Annotated in this window: 15 protein-coding genes; 6 read left to right on the top strand and 9 right to left on the bottom strand. The window is 71.1% G+C overall.

From position 1 onward, the window contains the following. Positions 1–116 precede the first annotated feature (116 nt). The 7 genes from rplW to asnB form a co-directional block, all read right to left on the bottom strand. On the bottom strand, positions 117–443 hold the full coding sequence (gene rplW / locus WG209_RS07835; protein WP_337174470.1) for a 50S ribosomal protein L23: 327 nt from the start codon (positions 441–443) through the stop codon (positions 117–119). Between the two features lie 3 nt (positions 444–446). After that, positions 447–1,175, bottom strand: coding sequence for a 50S ribosomal protein L4 (gene rplD / locus WG209_RS07840; protein ID WP_337174471.1), 729 nt, complete (start codon positions 1,173–1,175; stop codon positions 447–449). A gap of 38 nt (positions 1,176–1,213) precedes the next feature. Further along, positions 1,214–1,846 (bottom strand): 50S ribosomal protein L3, encoded by a 633-nt coding sequence (gene rplC / locus WG209_RS07845; RefSeq protein WP_337174472.1) that lies wholly within the window; start codon positions 1,844–1,846, stop codon positions 1,214–1,216. Between the two features lie 343 nt (positions 1,847–2,189). Next, positions 2,190–2,513 (bottom strand): 30S ribosomal protein S10, encoded by a 324-nt coding sequence (gene rpsJ / locus WG209_RS07850; RefSeq protein WP_337174516.1) that lies wholly within the window; start codon positions 2,511–2,513, stop codon positions 2,190–2,192. Between the two features lie 199 nt (positions 2,514–2,712). Continuing rightward, complete coding sequence (locus tag WG209_RS07855; protein ID WP_337174473.1) at positions 2,713–3,483, bottom strand: metallophosphoesterase family protein; 771 nt, start codon at positions 3,481–3,483, stop codon at positions 2,713–2,715. A 51-nt stretch (positions 3,484–3,534) separates the two neighbouring features. Further along, positions 3,535–3,909: a hypothetical protein gene (locus WG209_RS07860; RefSeq protein WP_337174474.1), complete on the bottom strand. Its 375-nt coding sequence runs from the start codon at positions 3,907–3,909 to the stop codon at positions 3,535–3,537. Between the two features lie 29 nt (positions 3,910–3,938). Beyond that, complete coding sequence (gene asnB / locus WG209_RS07865) at positions 3,939–5,825, bottom strand: asparagine synthase (glutamine-hydrolyzing) (protein ID WP_337174475.1); 1,887 nt, start codon at positions 5,823–5,825, stop codon at positions 3,939–3,941. 223 nt (positions 5,826–6,048) lie between these two features. Between asnB and WG209_RS07870 the strand changes: the two genes are divergently transcribed. From WG209_RS07870 to WG209_RS07895, 6 genes are all read left to right on the top strand, one after another. Beyond that, positions 6,049–6,579, top strand: a complete 531-nt coding sequence (locus tag WG209_RS07870; protein WP_337174476.1) for a hypothetical protein — start codon at positions 6,049–6,051, stop codon at positions 6,577–6,579. Between the two features lie 298 nt (positions 6,580–6,877). Beyond that, positions 6,878–8,602, top strand: a complete 1,725-nt coding sequence (locus WG209_RS07875; protein ID WP_337174477.1) for a CRTAC1 family protein — start codon at positions 6,878–6,880, stop codon at positions 8,600–8,602. Positions 8,603–9,320: 718 nt separating this feature from the next. Continuing rightward, positions 9,321–10,211: a hypothetical protein gene (locus tag WG209_RS07880; RefSeq protein WP_337174478.1), complete on the top strand. Its 891-nt coding sequence runs from the start codon at positions 9,321–9,323 to the stop codon at positions 10,209–10,211. Positions 10,212–10,549: 338 nt separating this feature from the next. Further along, positions 10,550–11,623 (top strand): ligase-associated DNA damage response exonuclease, encoded by a 1,074-nt coding sequence (locus WG209_RS07885; RefSeq protein WP_337174479.1) that lies wholly within the window; start codon positions 10,550–10,552, stop codon positions 11,621–11,623. Then, positions 11,620–13,212 carry an ATP-dependent DNA ligase gene (locus tag WG209_RS07890; RefSeq protein ID WP_337174480.1) on the top strand — a complete coding sequence of 531 codons (1,593 nt, stop codon included), beginning with the start codon at positions 11,620–11,622 and terminating at the stop codon, positions 13,210–13,212. Before WG209_RS07885 ends, WG209_RS07890 begins: the two co-directional genes overlap by 4 nt. Positions 13,213–13,233: 21 nt before the next feature. Next, on the top strand, positions 13,234–13,677 hold the full coding sequence (locus WG209_RS07895) for a DUF433 domain-containing protein (protein WP_337174481.1): 444 nt from the start codon (positions 13,234–13,236) through the stop codon (positions 13,675–13,677). Between the two features lie 187 nt (positions 13,678–13,864). On the opposite strand, the gene WG209_RS07900 is transcribed toward WG209_RS07895, so the two are convergent. Next, positions 13,865–14,623: a DUF1295 domain-containing protein gene (locus tag WG209_RS07900; protein WP_337174482.1), complete on the bottom strand. Its 759-nt coding sequence runs from the start codon at positions 14,621–14,623 to the stop codon at positions 13,865–13,867. Positions 14,624–15,230: 607 nt separating this feature from the next. Continuing rightward, positions 15,231–16,301 (bottom strand): RNA 3'-terminal phosphate cyclase, encoded by a 1,071-nt coding sequence (gene rtcA, locus WG209_RS07905; RefSeq protein WP_337174483.1) that lies wholly within the window; start codon positions 16,299–16,301, stop codon positions 15,231–15,233. Positions 16,302–16,342 lie beyond the last annotated feature (41 nt).

Consider the following 16,342-nt stretch of genomic DNA (forward strand, 5'->3'; position numbering starts at 1 on the left):
CTCCGCGGGCGCCCCGGCTCTGGGCGTCGCCCCGTGTCGTCTCGGTGATCGGTCCCGGGGGGCGGGCCCCGGGCCCGCCGCGCCCCATCCTGTCCGGCCCGGCGCGGCCCTGGTCGTCAATAGAAGTCGATGCGGTAGTCGTCGTGCAGCTTCACGATCGCCTTCTTCCAGCTCCGGGTGCGGCCCTGCTGGAGCCGGACGCGACGGAGCTTGCCCTTGCGATTCTGGGTCCGGACGTCGCGGACCTTGACGTCGAACAGCGCCTCGACGGCCGCCTTGATCTCGGTCTTGCCGACGAGCGGGTTGACCTCGAAGGTGTAGGCGTTGTGCCGCTCCGAGAGGTGGGTCGCCTTCTCGGTGATCAGCGGCCGGACGACCACCTGGTGGGGTTCGAGCGTGGGGCCCTTGCGGCTGTAGGCCGGGGCGCGGCGGAGAGTAACCATGGATCAGGCCTCCACGGCGCGGCGCGCCGGCTGGGTCTTGACGCGCTCGATCAGGGCCGTCAACGCCTCCCTGGTCAGGACCAGGTAACGCTGCTTGAGCACGTCGTAGGTGTTGAACTCGGAGACCGGGGCCACCTGGACGCCGTCGATGTTCCGGGCGCTGCGGTAGAGGGCCTGGTCGGCGGCGGGGAGCCCCAGGAGGATGGTCCGCCCTTCCAGCGTGCGGCGGGAGGCGGCGGCCTTGGTCTCGCCGACGACCTCGGCCGACTCGGCCTCGGTAATGTCGGGGCGCCGGATGGCCTTGAGCGCCCTGGCCACGACCTGGGTCTTGGGGGCGTCGAGCGTCAGCCCGTCGAGCACCAGGACCTGATTGTCTTGGAACTTCGACAGCACGGCCATTTTGACGGCGGCCCGGACGGCCCGCTTGGGGATCGAGTAGCGGTAGTCGCGGTTGCGGCGGGCGAATGCGACGCCGCCGCCCTTCCGCTTGTTGGTCCGCTTGGAGCCGGCGCGGGCGTTGCCGGTCCCCTTCTGGCGGAACAGCTTCTTCGTCGAACCGGCGACGTCCGAGCGGCCGCGGGTGTTGACCGTGCCGACCCGGCGGGCGGCCAGGTGCATCAGGACGACGTCGTGCAGGAGCTGCTTGTTGACCTCGACGCCGAACGCCGCGGGGTCGACCTGCTCCTCGCTCACCTTGGCGCCGTCGGGGTTGTATACGGGAATCGTCAGCATGGCGATCGCTTCCATTTCCGAGGGTCCGCGAACCCGGCTCAGGCCTTATTCGTCTGACGGACGGTCAGGTAGCCGCCGTTGGGGCCGGGGACGGCGCCGCGGAGCAGCAGGAGGTTGTTGGCCGGGTCGACCCGGACGATCTCGAGGTTCCGCACCGTCACCTTGACGTTGCCGTACTGGCCGGGCTTGCGGATGCCCTTGCGGGTCCGCGACGGGTCGGCGCTGGGGCCGGAGGAGCCGGGATGGCGATGCATCCGCTTGACGCCGTGGGTCGCACGCAGGCCGCGGAAGCCGTGACGCTTGATGACGCCGGAGAAGCCGCGGCCCTTGCTGGTGCCGGTGACGTCGACGTTCTTGATCTCGTTGAAGACCTCGACCGTCAGCCGGGCGCCGGGCTGGACCTCGACGGGGCCCTGCTGGCGGATCTCGCGGATGTACCGCTGGGGCTCGGCGTCCACCTTCTTGGCGTGCCCGCGCTCCGCCTGGGTGGCGTTCTTGCGCTTCTTGTCGTCGAACCCGAGCTGGACCGCGTGGTAGCCGTCGACCTCGTCGGTGCGGACCTGCAGGACGGTGCAGGGGCCGCATTCGAGAACCGTGACCGGCACGGCGGTGCCGTTTTCCTGGAAGATCTGGGTCATCCCGACCTTCCGTCCCAGCAGTCCCACTCGCATCGTCGAACTCCGTGTGCAACCGGTGGCGGCGCTACCGCCGGCCGATGCCGGGACGGACCCGGGGGACCGGGGCGCCGGCGGGCCTCGCGGCGAGGCGTGTTCCAATCAACCTGGGATGGGGGCGGGCTTCGGCGGGGGGTCGCGGCCAGGCTTTTCGGCGATCCCTATCTCCCGGCGGCGGGGCTGTCTCTCGACGCGAGGCCGATTGAGGCGTCCGACGCGTCCGGACGTACACGCACCAGTCGTGCGCGGTCCGGGAAGCCAATCATACCCAGGGCGACGACTTTAACAGCCGACGCCGGGGCTTGCAAGGGTCGTGTCGCTTGTTCTCGCGAAATCGGGCTCAGGAGCCCGATTGCGAGGCCTTGATCTTGATGTCCACCCCGGCGGGCAGGCTCAGCTTGTTCAAGGCGTCGATGGTCTTGTTCGTCGGCTGGACGATGTCGATCAGGCGCTTGTGCGTCCGGATCTCGAACTGCTCCCGCGACTTCTTGTCGATGTGCGGGCTACGCAACACGGTGTACCGCTCGATCCGCGTGGGCAGGGGGATCGGCCCGTGAACGATTGCCTCGGTCCGCTTCGCCGTGTCGACGATGTCCTTGGCCGACTGGTCCAGGATGGTATGGTCGTAGGCCTCCATCCGGATTCGAATCCGCTCGTTGCTGATTCCCGCCACCGAAAACCCGTCCTTCCCAGTACCCGGCTGATCCGACGGCGGGTCCGTCCCGCCAGCTCGCCCATCACGCAGGAAAGTAAGAGTGTAAAGGCGACCTCGCCGAGCGTCAACCTTTCGCCCCGGCGTTTTTGCGCGATTTCTCGTCCCAACCCCACCGGGGGGCTGTTCGCGGCCCGTGCTTGGCCTTCCATTAATCGTCGGGATCGGCCCCGCCCTCCAGCGCTGCCTCGTCGGCCGCGGCTCCCGTCGGCGTGGCGAGGCTGCTCGGCTGGGGGAGGCGGCCGTGGCGGACGACGTGCGTCAGCATGGCCTTGGCGCGATCGGGCCAGGGGGATGACCCGATCGCGGCGACGGTCTCCTCGATGGGGTAGGGGACTCGCTTCAGCTCGATGCGGCCGTCCTCGATGATTGCATAGGCGGCGCGGGGGTCGCCGTCGCGGGGGAGGCCGACGCTGCCGGGGTTGAGGACGATCTTGCCGCCGGCCCTGAGGCTGAACTGCATGTGCGAGTGCCCCACGCAGACGACGTCGGCGTCGACGCCTTCCAGCCGTCGCGTCCAGGCGGCCTCGTCGCGGAGGAGATATTCGTCCAGGGGGTCGCGCGGCGTGGCGTGGACGAGGAGGAACCGCACGTCGCCGATCGTCACGCGCCTGGTCACGGGGAGTTGCAGGAGGTACTTGCGCTCGTCGGCGTCGAGGGCCTCCCACATGTCGGGGCGGGTGACGCGGGTGAGGTAGCGGAAGCCGGCGTCGCCGGCGACGGGGACTTCCTGGGCGACGCCGTGGTCGTGGTTCCCGCGCACGGCGTGGTCGGCGTGGGCCATGGCCCATCGGATGCAGGCGGCGGGCTCGGGCCCGTAGTCGACCAGGTCGCCCAGGCAGAAGCAGACGTCGTGCGGCTCGCGGACGGCCTCGATGGCCGCGCGGTTGCCGTGGAGGTCGGAGACGACGAGGATCCTCATCCTATCCCTTGCTGCTATCGAAGGCGCGACGCCCGCCGCGGGGGCGATGCGTCAGAGGCAACTCTGGTCGAAGGGCAGGTCCAGGGCGACCCGGCCGGCGAACTCCCCCGCATAGCCGTCGGCCCTGGCGTCGAGGACGTCGACGGCGATGACGCCCCAGTCGCCGGGGCTGTACGCCTCCCAGTCGACCTTGCCGTCGGCCCCGGACTCCGGGGGGGGCCAGAGGTCGACGCCGTGGACGTCCTTCACCTGCTCGCACAGGTAGGCGCAGAGCTGGGCCGCGGCCGAGCCCGCGTCGTACATGCACATCCGGGGGGCCGCCCCTCGGATCAGGTCGAAAGCCCGCTCCCCGCCCAGGTGCAGATAGATCCCGGGGCTCCACGCTTCCCCGTTTTCGTGGCAGACGAAGACGACGCGGCTCGCCATTGCATCACACTCCGTTCATGGGGCTTCGATCACCCCTCGATCCATCGCTCGTGCCAGAGTTGGAACATCAGGAGCGTCCAGAGCGGCTTGCGGTGGTCGCGGACCCCCTCGCGATGCTCGCGGATCCGCCGGGCGACCTCCTCGGGGCGGAACAGGCCCTGTCGCCGCAGGCGGTCGGGGGCGAGCAGCCGGTCGAGCAGGGGGGCGAGCGGGCCGCGGAGCCAGCGGGCGACGGGGATGCCGAAGCCCTTTTTAGGCCGCTTCAGGATGGAGGCCGGCAGCCGATCGGCGACGGCCCGCTTGAGCAGGCGCTTGGTCGTCCCCGCGCCGTACTTGTAGCCCGAGGGCAGCGAGCGCACCTCGTCGACCAGCAGGGCGTCGAGGAACGGCGCGCGGACTTCCAGGCCTCGGGCCATGCTCGCGCGGTCGACCTTGGTGAGGATGTCCTCGGGGAGATACGTCTCCTGGTAGAGCTCCAGCGAGCGGCCGAGCGCGTCGCCGGGGATCTCGGCGGCCAGGCGCTCGGCGAGGGCGGCGTGCTCGGCCTCGACGTCGGGGGGAGGGTCGACGAACAGCCGGGCCAGCTCGGGGCCGGAGAACGAGCCCAGCCAGCGCTGATGGGCGAGGGGGGGGGCCTCGGCGGCGCCGCGGAGGAACTGCTTGAGCTTGAAGTCGAACGAGAAGTTGCGATGGTCGACCGGCAGCCGGCCGGCGACCGCCGCGGCGAGCGCGCGGGCCGGGCGGGGGAGGCCCCGGAAGATCCGCGCGGCGCGCTCGGCCTCGAAGGTGGGGTAGCCGGCCATCAGTTCGTCGGCGCCATCGCCACCGAGGGCCACCGTGACGTGCTCGCGGGCGAACCGGCTGAGGAGGTGGGTCGGCAAGATGGAGGCGTCGCCGAAAGGCTCGTCCAGCCAGCCGGCGACGCCCGGCAGCAGCTCCATGACGGTCTCGACGGAGAAGGTCCGCTGGTGGTGGGTCGTGCCGAGGAATTCGGCGACGGCCCGCGCGTGGGCGCTCTCGTCGAAGCTGGGGTCCTCGAAGCCGATGGAGAAGGTGTGGACGCCCGCCGCCGGCTCGATCTCGCAGAGGGCCGCGGCGACGCTCGACGAGTCGACCCCGCCGGAGAGGAAGACGCCGAGGGGGACGTCGGAGCGCCGGTGCCGGGCGACGGCGTCGCGGAACGAGCCCCAGAAGCGGGCGGCGGCCTCGTCGAACGGCGGCGGGGAAGGGTCGCGAGGGTCGCCGGGCCTGGGGAAGAAGCGGGAGACGCGGACACGGCCGTCCTCCCACGTCAGGACGTGCCCCCGCGGCAGCTTGCGGACGCCCCGCCAGATGGAATGGGGCGCGGGCACATATTCATAGAAGAGGTAGCGGGCGAGGCCGTCGCGGTCGAGGCCGCGGGGGACGTCGGGGTGCTTGAGGAGGGCCTTGGGTTCGGAGGCGAAGGCCAGGCCGCCGCCGGGGAGTTCGGCGTAGTAGAGCGGCTTCTGCCCCATGCGGTCGCGCGCCAGGATCAGACGACGCCGGAGGCCGTCCCAGATCGCCAGGGCGAACATGCCGTTGAGCTGGTCGACGAACGACTCGCCTTCTTCCTCGTAGAGGTGGACGAGGGTCTCGGTGTCGCTGCGGGTGCGGTAGCGGTGGCCCCCGGCCTGGAGGGCCGGCTTGAGGTCGGGCTCGTTGTACAGCTCGCCGTTGTAGACGATCCAGATGGATTCGTCCTCGTTGGCGAGGGGCTGCGCGCCCCCCTCGACGTCGATGATGGAGAGGCGTCGATGCCCCAGCGCGACGGGCCCGCGGGCGTACGCGCCGGTGCCGTCGGGCCCGCGGTGGGCGAGGCTGGCGGTCATGGCCTCGACCGTGTCGCGGTCGGCCTCGCGACCGTCGCCGTTGACGAACCCCGCGATGCCGCACATGCCGCCGCCGACTCCTTCGTCCGCTGGTCCGGGACCCTTCGCGCCGCCGGATCAGCGTAACGCACCGCCCGGGTTCCGCGATAGCCCACGATCCGCCGGCCCCGCCTCCTGGACAACGCCCCCGGCGCGTCTTACAACGTGGTGACGCGGCCCGTCCAAATCGGCGAGCGGGAGCAGACGGCCCGACCGCGGCCGCGACCCCCATCTCCAAGGAGCCACCTCCATGCGATCCCTCCTCCCCGCCGCGTTCGTCGGCGCCCTGTTCATCGGCTACCAGGCGGCCCGTTCGCAGCAGCCCGCCGAGGCCAAGGACCACCGGTCGGCCTCCCAGGCGGCCGCGACGACCTACGAGCACCTGGCGACGGCGATCATCGAGATCGAGGCGACCGAGGACCAGTTGGTGAGGAGCATCCTCATCGGCTACGAGATGGGCGCTCAGGAGCACTTGAAGGCCGCCGCCAGGGACGCCGGGCGTCGGGTGGCCCACCTCGAGGCCGCCGCGGCCGAGGTCACGAACATCGCCAACGAGGGGGACAAGGCCATCCAGGCCATCCGCCAGCGCCTCGCCAAGGCCGGACACACCCACAACACCGACGTCGAGACCAAGGAAGACTACATCTGGGTGACCAACCGCGAGAAAAAGGCCCTCCTCGACGTCGCCGCCAGGATCGCCCGCGCCGACGAGCAGGCCGACCTGGCCGCCCTCGGCGCCGAGCTGACGAAGGCCTTCGACGCCGCCGTCGCTCCGGAGTGAGGCGGGCCGAGGAAGGCCCAGGAATCTTCTGAAAGTCTTCCCCCCTCGCGGGGGAGGACAGACCGCGGAGCGGTCAGGTGAGGGGGACGACACGCGCGAGGGCCGACGGGATCCGGAAACCCGCCCGACCGGTTATCGCGAATCCCGACGCACGACCCGCTTGTCCTCCCCCTCATCCGGCCCTCCGGGCCACCTTCCCCCGCCAGGGGGGAAGGCCGTTATGACCATGCTTTCTGGACGCGGCCCCCCGCTTCCGCCCCGGACGCCATCCCAATCCCACGCCCGAGGGAGCCGCGACGTGCGCCGCCTCTTCTTCCTGGTCCCGTCGCTCGCCTGCCTCGGCTGCGGGGAATCCGCGCCCCCGTCGCCCGCGTCGCCCCCCGCGCCGAAGGCGGAAGCCCCCGCGCCGGCACCGCCCCCCGGGCCGCCGACGCCGCGGTTCGTGGAGGTCGCGGAGGCGGCGGGGCTGACGACCGTCCTTTATAGCGGCGGGCCGGACAAGGACCACATCCTGGAATCGACGGGGACCGGCTGCGCGTTCGTGGACTTCGACGGCGACGGCCGGCTCGACGTCTACCTCGTCAACGCCTGGGCGCTCGACGAGGATCCGTCGCAAGTCCGGCTGAAGGGTCGCAACGCCCTTTACCGCAACAAGGGGGATGGCACGTTCGAGGACGTGACGGAGAAGGCCGGCGTGGGGGACGACTCGTGGGGCTGCGGCGTCTCCGCCGCCGACTACGACGGCGACGGCCTGGTCGACCTCTACGTCACCAACTTCGGCCCCAACCGCCTCTACCGCAACCGGGGGGACGGCACGTTCGAGGAGGTGGCGGAGCAGGCCGGCGTCGCCGATCCCGGCTGGGGCGCGGGCTCGGCCTTCTTCGACGCCGACGGCGATGGCGACCTCGACCTGTACGTCGCCAACTACATCGAATGCACGCTGGAGGATGTACTCGCCGCGCGACGGACGACTACCTGGCGCGACATGGTGAAGGTCCTCGACGGCCCGTTCGGCCTCCGGGGGGGGCGGGACCGCTTCTACCGCAACGACGGCGACGGCACGTTCACCGACGCCACGGACGAGGCCGGCATGACCGACACGGCCGAGTCCTACGGCCTGGGGGTGCTGGCCTCCGACCTGGACGGCGACGGCGACGTCGACGTCTTCGTCGCCAACGACTCCAACCCCAACTTCCTCTACCGCAACGAGGGGAACGGCACGTTCACCGAGGTCGGCACCTGGAGCGGCATCGGCGTCAACGGCCGCGGCTCGGCCCAGGCCGACATGGGCGTCGACGCCGCCGACTTCGACGGAGACCTGCGGCAGGACGTCCTCGTCACCACCTTCGCCCAGGACACGGCCACCATCTACCGCAACGAGGGAGACCTGGCGTTCCAGGACGTGGCCGAGCCGACCGGGCTGAAGACCATCACCCACCACGCCCTGAAATGGGGATGCGCCTTCCTGGATTACGACCACGACGCCGACGTGGACATCGTCATCGTCAACGGCCACATCTATCCCCAGGTCGACCAGTCGGCCGATTTGAAGGAGACCTACCGACAGCTCCCGTTCCTGCTCCGCAACGACGGCGGCCGGTTCGTCGACGTCTCCCGCGAGGCCGGCCCCGGCTTCCAGGTCGCCGCGTCCGCCCGGGGGCTGGCCGTGGGGGATTACGACGACGACGGCGACCTCGACCTGCTCCTCACCGCGATGGACTCCCCGCCGCTCCTCCTCCGCAACGACACCCCGCGCGTCGGGCGTTGGCTCAAGCTCCGCCCGCTGAACCGGGCGGGAGCCCCGGCGATCAACGCGATCGCCACGGTCGCCGCCGGGGGCAGGACGCAGCTTCGCGAGGTCCGAAGCGGCTCCACCCACCAGTCCCAGAACGCCTTCGACCTCCACTTCGGCCTCGGCGACTCCGCCACCGCCGACCGGGTCGAGATCACCTGGCCCGGCGGCGAGAAGACCACGCTCCACGACGTGAAGGCCGACCAGACGCTGACCGTCCGGCAGCCCTGACCCGCGCGGGCCGAAGTTGGCTTCGTTCGCGCGCCGGCGATTTCCGACATTGGCACGCAAGTCTTCTCGATACAGCGACTTGCTCCTCGGACAAGTTGGCTTCGTTCGTCGTTGGCGTATGTGTTTTCTCGCCAACGAGCGTGAAACGCGCGTCCCCTCTCCCGCCGGGCGAGGGTGGCCCGACGCTTTCTCGCGGACGGCTCCACGGACGCGCTCCCTCCTTCTACCCTCGTGGGAGAAGGGGCCCCGGAGGGGCGGATGAGGGGGCGCGCCACCGACAGCCAGGACCTTCCCCCACAGCCGGCCTTCGGCCACCTTCTCCCACGAGGGGAGAAGGGAGGGTCTGTTCGCGCGGCCGTCGCGGAGAAAGCGTCGGGCCGTCAGCCCGCCGGTACAGGGGACGAGATCGGGCCGACCGCCCTCCTTTCATCGTGGCGAGGGCGACGCTCTCGGGGATCGTCCCCCGATGCTCGACTGCTTCCGGGATGTCAAAGAACCGTGGCACGATCAACCGCATGGTCCGCGGCGGGCCTGTCGAGATTTCAGGAATCTTGAAATCTTTCCGCGGCGAGGCGTCCCTGGGGGTGCCCGACGCCGAAATCCGACTGCTCGACGGACATACAGATCATCATGGGTCGCGGTTCCGGATAGAATGTTTAGGCGGGGTCGAAGGATGAGGTCGAGTCGAGGGCGACGGAGGGCCGGCGGGGCCGACGCGATGATCACGGAGCGCATCAGGGCCATGCTGGAGGCGTGCGAGACCGGCCGACCGGTCTTCCCGCCGTCGACCCTCTTCAACGAGGGCTGGCTGCTGCGCCTGGTCCTCGACTGGTTCGAGCGGCACGGCGGGGACCGCTACCCGCTCTCGCCCCGGCCGGGCGCCCGGTGGTTCTCCGAGCCGTGGCTCCCCTCGGCGTTCCTCCCGCGCTACCGGGGCGACCGGCTGGCCGAGGCCCGCTCGCACGCCGACGCCGTGCTGGGCCACTTCACCGTCGGCGACCCCGGCACCGCCGGCCTGGCGCTCCAGGACGACGCCGACCAGCTCGTCGTCATCGAGGCCAAGCTCTACGCCCGGCTCTCGACGGGGGTGAAGAACGCCCCGTACTACGACCAGGCCGCCCGCACCGTCGCCTGCATGGCCGAGATCCTCCGGCGCGCCGACCGCCGGCCGGAGTCGATGGAGGATCTCGCGCTGGTGATCCTCGCGCCGCAAGCCCGGCTGGATGACGGCGTCTTCGCCTGGGACGCCGCGCCCGACGCGATCCGTCGCAAGGTCCGCCGCCGGGTGGAGGACTACGCCGGCGAGCGCGACGACTGGTTCCGCGACTGGTTCGAGCCGACATGCCGGCGCGTCGACGTCCGTTGCCTGGCGTGGGAGGAGGTCGTCGAGGTCATCGCCTTCCACCGCCCGGAGGAGGGGCAGGTGATCGACAGCTTCTACGGCCGCTGCCTCCACCACAACCGCCCCCAGGTCCGCGCCGCGTTCCCCGGCCCCCGCAAGGGCGCGTCCGGCGACCGCGCCCGAGCCGATGCCTTCGGCCTGGCCGTCCCGGCGCCCCGGCCCCCGCGACGCCGCCCCGCGCGGGTCGCGCCGAACGGCCGGGCCTGAATCGAGCGGGCGTCGCTCTCGATCATGGAGATCGACCGGGCACCCTGGCCATCGGGCCGGGCATCATGACGCCCTTCCCCCCTCGCGGGGGAAGGTGGCCCGCGGGGCCGGATGAGGGGGAGGACACGCGAGACGGCCGCCGGGCTCCCGAGCCGGTCGGGCGGGCCTTCGGACTCCAAGAGCGCCCGTGCTCGTCGTCCCCCCCGCCTGACCGCTTCACGGTCTGTCCGCCCCCGCGCGGGGGGAAGACCGTCGTCGACGAATCTCCGGGATCGAGAGCGACTCCCGATTCGAGCCGGGGCACTGGCCATCCGTCGACCCGCGCCTAGAATGGGTCGATGAACGCCGACGACCTGCTGAAGCCGACCGACGCGGGCCTCTATTGCGAGGCGGGGGGCTTTTACGTCGATCCCTGGCGGCCCGTGCCGCGGGCCGTGGTGACGCACGCCCACGCCGACCATGCTTGCTGGGGCTGCGGGCGATACCTCGGCTCGGAGGAGGGGGAGCGGGTCTTACGGGTCCGCATGGGGGCGGAGGCGGTCATCGACGCCCTGCCTTACGGCGAGCCGATCGACGTCAACGGCGTGCGGGTCTCGCTCCACCCGGCGGGCCACATCCTGGGCTCGGCGCAGGTTCGCCTGGAGCATCGGGGGCGGGTCTGGGTCGTCTCGGGAGACTACAAGGTGGAGCCGGACGCCACCTGCTCGCCGTTCGAGCCGGTGCGGTGCGACGTGTTCGTCACCGAGTCGACGTTCGGCCTGCCGATCTACCGCTGGCCGTCGCAGGCGTCGGTCTTCGACGAGATCAACGCCTGGTGGCGGGCCAACCGCGACGCCGGCCGGGCCAGCCTGCTCCTGGCGTACGCGCTGGGGAAGTCGCAACGGCTCCTCTCCGGGCTCGATCCCTCCATCGGGCCGATCTACACGCATGGGGCCGTCGAGAAGCTGACCCGGGCGTACCGCGAGGGGGGCGTCGACCTGCCGCCGACGTCTTACGCCGGGGCGGCGACGCGGGGCAAGAGCTGGGCCGGGGCGATGATCGTCGCGCCGCCGTCGGCGCAGGGGACGCCGTGGGCCCGCAAGTTCGCGCCGCTGTCCACCGGGATCGCCTCGGGCTGGATGACGATCCGGGGGACGCGGCGGCGGAAGGCCGCGGATCGCGGCTTCGTCCTGTCCGACCACGTCGACTGGCCCGGGCTTCTCGGCGCCGTCGAGGCCACCGGGGCGCGCCGGGTTCTGGTGACGCACGGCTACACGGCGGTCGTGGTCCGATACCTGCGCGAGCGTGGCGTCGAGGCCGAGGTCCTCGCCACCCGGTACGTCGGGGAGGGGGACGCCCAGGAGGGGGCCGAGGCCGAGGCGATGGAAGCGGACGAGGCCGAGGCCGCCGAGTCCGGGGAGGCGATCGGATGAGGGACTTCGCCCGGCTCTACGCGGCGCTCGACGAGACGACCCGGACGGGGGAGAAGGTCGAGGCGCTGACGCGGTACTTCGAGCAGGCGCCGCCGGCCGACGCCGCGTGGGCGGTGTACTTCCTGATCGGCCGCAAGCCGAGGCAGGTGGTCCCGTCGAGGAAGATCCGCGAGTGGGCGGCGGCCGAGGCGGGCGTCCCGGACTGGCTGTTCCAGGAGTCGTACGACGCCGTGGGGGACGTGGCCGAGACGGTCGCGCTGCTGCTCCCCCCGTCCGAGCATTCCACCGACCGGCCGCTCGCCGAGTGGGTGGAGGAACGCCTCCTCCCCCTTCGCGGGGCGGACGAGGAGGCCCAGCGCGCCGCGATGCTCGACGCCTGGCGGGCGATGGACCGGCCCCAGCAGTTCGTCTGGAACAAGCTCATCAGCGGGAGTTTTCGCGTCGGGGTCTCGCAGCAGCTCGTCACCCGGGCGCTGGCGAAGGTGGGGGGGGTCGACGCGGCGGTCGTGGCGCATCGCCTGATGGGGGACTGGGAGCCGGGCCCGCGATTCCTCGAACGCCTGCTCGCCGCCGACGCGACCGACGCCGACCACAGCCGCCCCTATCCCTTCTGCCTGGCGTACGGCGTGGAGGGGGATGTCGCCGCGCTCGGGCCGGTCGACGACTGGGTCGCCGAGTGGAAGTGGGACGGCATCCGGTCGCAGCTCATCCGCCGTGGGGGTGACACCTTCCTCTGGTCGCGCGGGGAGGAGCTGGTGACCGACCGCTACCCGGAGATCGCCACCGTCGGCGCCATGCTCCCCGAGGGGACGGCGATCGACGGCGAGATCCTGCCGTATCGCGACGGCGTCCCGCTGCCGTTCGCCCAGCTCCAGCGGCGGATCGGCCGGAAGGCCGTCGGCAAGGCGATCCTGGCCGAGGTCCCCGTCGTCCTGATCGCGTATGACCTGATGGAGGCCGGTGGCCGCGACCTCCGCGCCGAGCCCTTCGAGGCCCGCCGCGCCAGGCTGGCCGAGGTCGTCGCCCGCGTCGGCCGGCCCGATCGGCTGGTCCTCTCGCCGACGGTCGTCGCCGACTCGTGGGAGGCGATGGCCGCCGCCCGCGACGAGGCCCGCTCCCGCCAGGCCGAGGGGCTGATGCTGAAGCGGAAGGACTCGCCGTACCACGTCGGCCGCAAGCGGGGCGACTGGTGGAAGTGGAAGGTCGACCCGTTCACCGTGGACGCCGTCCTCACCGCCGCCCAGCGCGGCAGCGGCAAGCGGGCGAGCCTCTACACCGACTACACCTTCAGCGTCTGGGACGACGACCGGCGGCTGGTCCCCTTCGCCAAGGCCTATTCCGGCCTCACCGACGCCGAGATCGCGCGGGTCGACGCCTTCATCCGCCGCAACATGGTGGAGAAATTCGGGCCGGTCCGCACCGTCAAGCCGGAGTTGGTCTTCGAGCTGGCCTTCGAAGGAATCCAACGCTCCCCCCGCCACAAGTCCGGCATCGCCGTCCGCTTCCCCCGCATCCTCCGCTGGCGCGACGACAAGCCCGCCGAGGAGGCCGACACCCTGGACTCCATCCGGGGTATGCTCCCGGACTGACCGGGGATTAGGATGAATCCCATGGAGAAGACCTCGCACATCACGGACATCACGACCGCGCCCCCGCCCGACCGCGTCCGCGTCGTGGCGACGCCCGGCGTCCGCGGGGGCAAGCCGCGCGTCGACGGCCATCGCGTGACCGTCGCCGACGTCGCCGTCTGGCACGAGCGCCAGGGGTTGAGCCCCGATGAGATCGTCGATCGGCATCCCAGCCTGACGCTCTCGGACGTGTACGCGGCGCTGGCCTACTACTTCGAAAACCGCGAGCGGATCGACGCGGACATCCGCGAAGGCGAGCGCCTCGCCGATCAACTCCGAGCCGACCGGCCGTCCCTCCTGGACAGGGCCCGCGGGAGGGCGGCCGATGCCCAGGACGATTCGCTTCGTCTCCTTCCAAACGGCGAAGGCGAGGCTGACGTCCTTCCCCCCTGGAGGGGGAAGACAGACCGCGAAGCGGTCAGATGAGGGGGAGCTTGCCCGCGGGGCTTCGGATTTCGAGGAATCCAGTCCAGGCCGACGGTCTCGGAGGGCCCATCGAACACTCCAAAGGTCGTCGTGCCCGCCCCCCCTCATCCGGCCCTCCGGGCCACCTTCCCCCACCAGGGGGGAAGGCCGCTAGGATGGCTCCCGAAACGGATCTACGCGGTTCCTCTCACAACACCGGCGGCAGCAGCCACCAGGTCCGGCGGCGGTACTCGGGCCAGCCGGGGTGGCGGGAGAGGCTGGCTTCCTTCATGGCCATGTTGGTCGCGAAGACCAGCGACCAGACGCAGGCCAGGACGACGAACGGCAGCCAGTGCCAGACCATCAGGGCGAAGCTGCCGTAGATCATCATCTCGCCGAGGTAGTTCGGGTGCCGGACGTACCGGAACATGCCGTCGGTGATGAGGCCCTTGCGCTCGCGGAGGGTGAAGTACTTCTGGGCGTCGGCCGCCACCATCACGGCGGAGCCGACCAGGCACAGGCTGACGCACAGGCAGAACCAGGCCGGTCCCGGCAGGGGATAGACGGGCCGCGATGTCCCGGAGATCAGCAGCCAGCCGAACGCCCAGTACCACCCCAGCACGCCGAGGAAGACGTTGATCCCCCCCAGGATCGTGATCCGACGCCGCCATGCGGGGTCGGGGAACGCCAGATCCTTCATCAGCCAGATCAGCCCGTAGCCGCCGTGCATCGCCAGGTAGATCCACGCCGCCGTCGACGTCTGGCCGTACCAGGCCATCAACGCCCCCAGGAAGGGGAACGTCCCCCCCTTCTGGAAGTTGATGACCGTCGCGAACGTCCACGGCCTCGGCCCGCCGCCCACTTCGACCGTCAGGAAGTCGGACCAGCGCCGGAGCGTCGCCGCCCAGGCCGGCGGGCTGGTCGCGGCGGACTCCTCGATCCCGACGCCCGGCCGCGATTCCCCCATCGTTCGCCCCTTCCTCTGACCGCCGACAAGTTGGCTTCGTTCGTCGCGCCACGATTCCCCGCTCGCAGCCGAAACGATGATACGCGACAAAGCTTTGCGTCGAAAACAAGTTGGCTTTGTTCGTCATTTTCGAATGCGTTTCGCGATGATTCCCCGCGAGCCGTCGCGACCCGTGGCTCGTCATGATCCGGCGGGGTCGCGCGACACGGCGGCCGTCCATGCAAGCCCGCGAATGGTGAGCCTTCCGGCCCTCATCCTCGATCCTCGCGAATTTCCAAGGAGCATCCCGACTCTGGGATGATCGCGAGAGGTCTCGGCGAGGTTTCATGTTTTCGAAAGGATTTGGCGGCGTGGCATTTCGGGGAGGCCATCATAACGTCCTTCCCCCCTTGCGGGGGAAGGTGGCCCGGAGGGCCGGATGAGGGGGGGACGAGCGAGACCACCGTCGCGGTTCGGAAGGGCCCCCCAAAGCCGTCGGCCGGGCCGAGGTTCCGAACCCCGAGGCCCGGCGGGCAGGCTCCCCCTCATCTGACCGCTTCGCGGTCTGTCTTCCCTCTCCAGGGGGGAAGAGCGTGGTTGATCAACGCCATCCAGCAATGCCCGCGGCTCAGCCGACGACGACGCGACCGGGTTGGTCCTCGGCGAGGGGTTCCTCGACCTCAATGGGGCGGTCGAGGAAGGCGCGGATGGTGAGGGCGTTGGTGCGCAGGTGCTCGGTGACGGCGGAGACGGTGTAAATCGAGCGACCTTCCGCCAGGGCGAGGGGGAGGAGGATCTGGTCGGCCGAATGGTGGTCGACGGCGGCGTCGGGGACGCCCAGGAATCCGAGCAGCTCGTCGACGGCCTCGTCGGCGACCCGTTCGGCGGGCTTACCGCGCTCGCCGACGCCGACGAACGTGGCGGGGGGGGTCCCGGCGTGCTCGGCGGCCAGGCTAATGGCCGCGCCCTGGCCGATGCTGGGCCAGGCGGCCGTCTCGATGTCCACGTCGACGTTCAGTCCGGCGTCGGCGAGCCGCGCGAGGGCGCGGTCCCGCATCCGTTCAGCGACGTGGTCGGGGAGGTTGGCCGAGCCGGCAACGCCGCGGACGCGCGTCAGGTCGCCGCGGGTGGTGCGCACCCAGGGCTTCGGCGAGGCGGGCTCGATCCAGGCTTCCAGCCGGCCGCCCCCCCGGGGGTAGAAGCCGGCCGCGGGCATCGCCAGGGCGACGGGCAGGCCCAGGTTCGCCAGGTGGGCGCGCCAGGTCCGGTCCAGGAAGGGGAAGGGGGGGGCCTTGGGGTTGAACGTCCCGCCGATCAGCGTCAGGCGGCGGGCGGTCTCGGAGCGCATGGCCAGGGGGAGGTGCAGCGTCTGGAGGACCATCCCTGTCGCGCCGGCGGTGCCGATGTCGATGGTCAGGTCGCGGGGCTCGACGCGGCCGGGGCGGAAGACCAGGTCGCGCGATCCGACCTCGCAGCCCAGGACCTCGGCGCGTCCCAGCATCGCGGCGGCGTCGACGGCGGCCTTGTGCTGGGGGCGGAGGCCCGGCTTGTCGCGGTTGGCGCGGATCTTGGAGACGCGGAATGGCCGACCGGTCAGCAGCGAGAGCGTCAGCGCGGTGCGGAGGATCTGGCCCCCGCCCTCGCCGCGCGAGCCGTCGAGCGTGACGAGCGGTTCCGACGAGGGGCGGGTGGACGACACGGCGCGCGCTCCCCTGGAGGGTCGGGGACGGGGGATGGAGG

The sequence above is a fragment of the Paludisphaera sp. genome, from assembly GCF_037189885.1.
Classification (GTDB): Bacteria; Planctomycetota; Planctomycetia; order Isosphaerales; family Isosphaeraceae; genus Paludisphaera.

Coding starts and splice junctions, on each gene's coding strand:
- rplC (WP_337174472.1), bottom strand. CDS start 1,846: ATGCGAGTGGGACTGCTGGGACGGAAGGTCGGGATGACCCAGATCTTC.
- WG209_RS07880 (WP_337174478.1), top strand. CDS start 9,321: ATGATCACGGAGCGCATCAGGGCCATGCTGGAGGCGTGCGAGACCGGC.
- WG209_RS07900 (WP_337174482.1), bottom strand. CDS start 14,623: ATGGGGGAATCGCGGCCGGGCGTCGGGATCGAGGAGTCCGCCGCGACC.
- asnB (WP_337174475.1), bottom strand. CDS start 5,825: ATGTGCGGCATCGCGGGGTTCGTCAACGGCGACGGTCGCGAGGCCGAC.
- WG209_RS07895 (WP_337174481.1), top strand. CDS start 13,234: ATGGAGAAGACCTCGCACATCACGGACATCACGACCGCGCCCCCGCCC.
- WG209_RS07890 (WP_337174480.1), top strand. CDS start 11,620: ATGAGGGACTTCGCCCGGCTCTACGCGGCGCTCGACGAGACGACCCGG.
- rplD (WP_337174471.1), bottom strand. CDS start 1,175: ATGCTGACGATTCCCGTATACAACCCCGACGGCGCCAAGGTGAGCGAG.
- rplW (WP_337174470.1), bottom strand. CDS start 443: ATGGTTACTCTCCGCCGCGCCCCGGCCTACAGCCGCAAGGGCCCCACG.
- WG209_RS07855 (WP_337174473.1), bottom strand. CDS start 3,483: ATGAGGATCCTCGTCGTCTCCGACCTCCACGGCAACCGCGCGGCCATC.
- WG209_RS07885 (WP_337174479.1), top strand. CDS start 10,550: ATGAACGCCGACGACCTGCTGAAGCCGACCGACGCGGGCCTCTATTGC.
- WG209_RS07860 (WP_337174474.1), bottom strand. CDS start 3,909: ATGGCGAGCCGCGTCGTCTTCGTCTGCCACGAAAACGGGGAAGCGTGG.
- WG209_RS07870 (WP_337174476.1), top strand. CDS start 6,049: ATGCGATCCCTCCTCCCCGCCGCGTTCGTCGGCGCCCTGTTCATCGGC.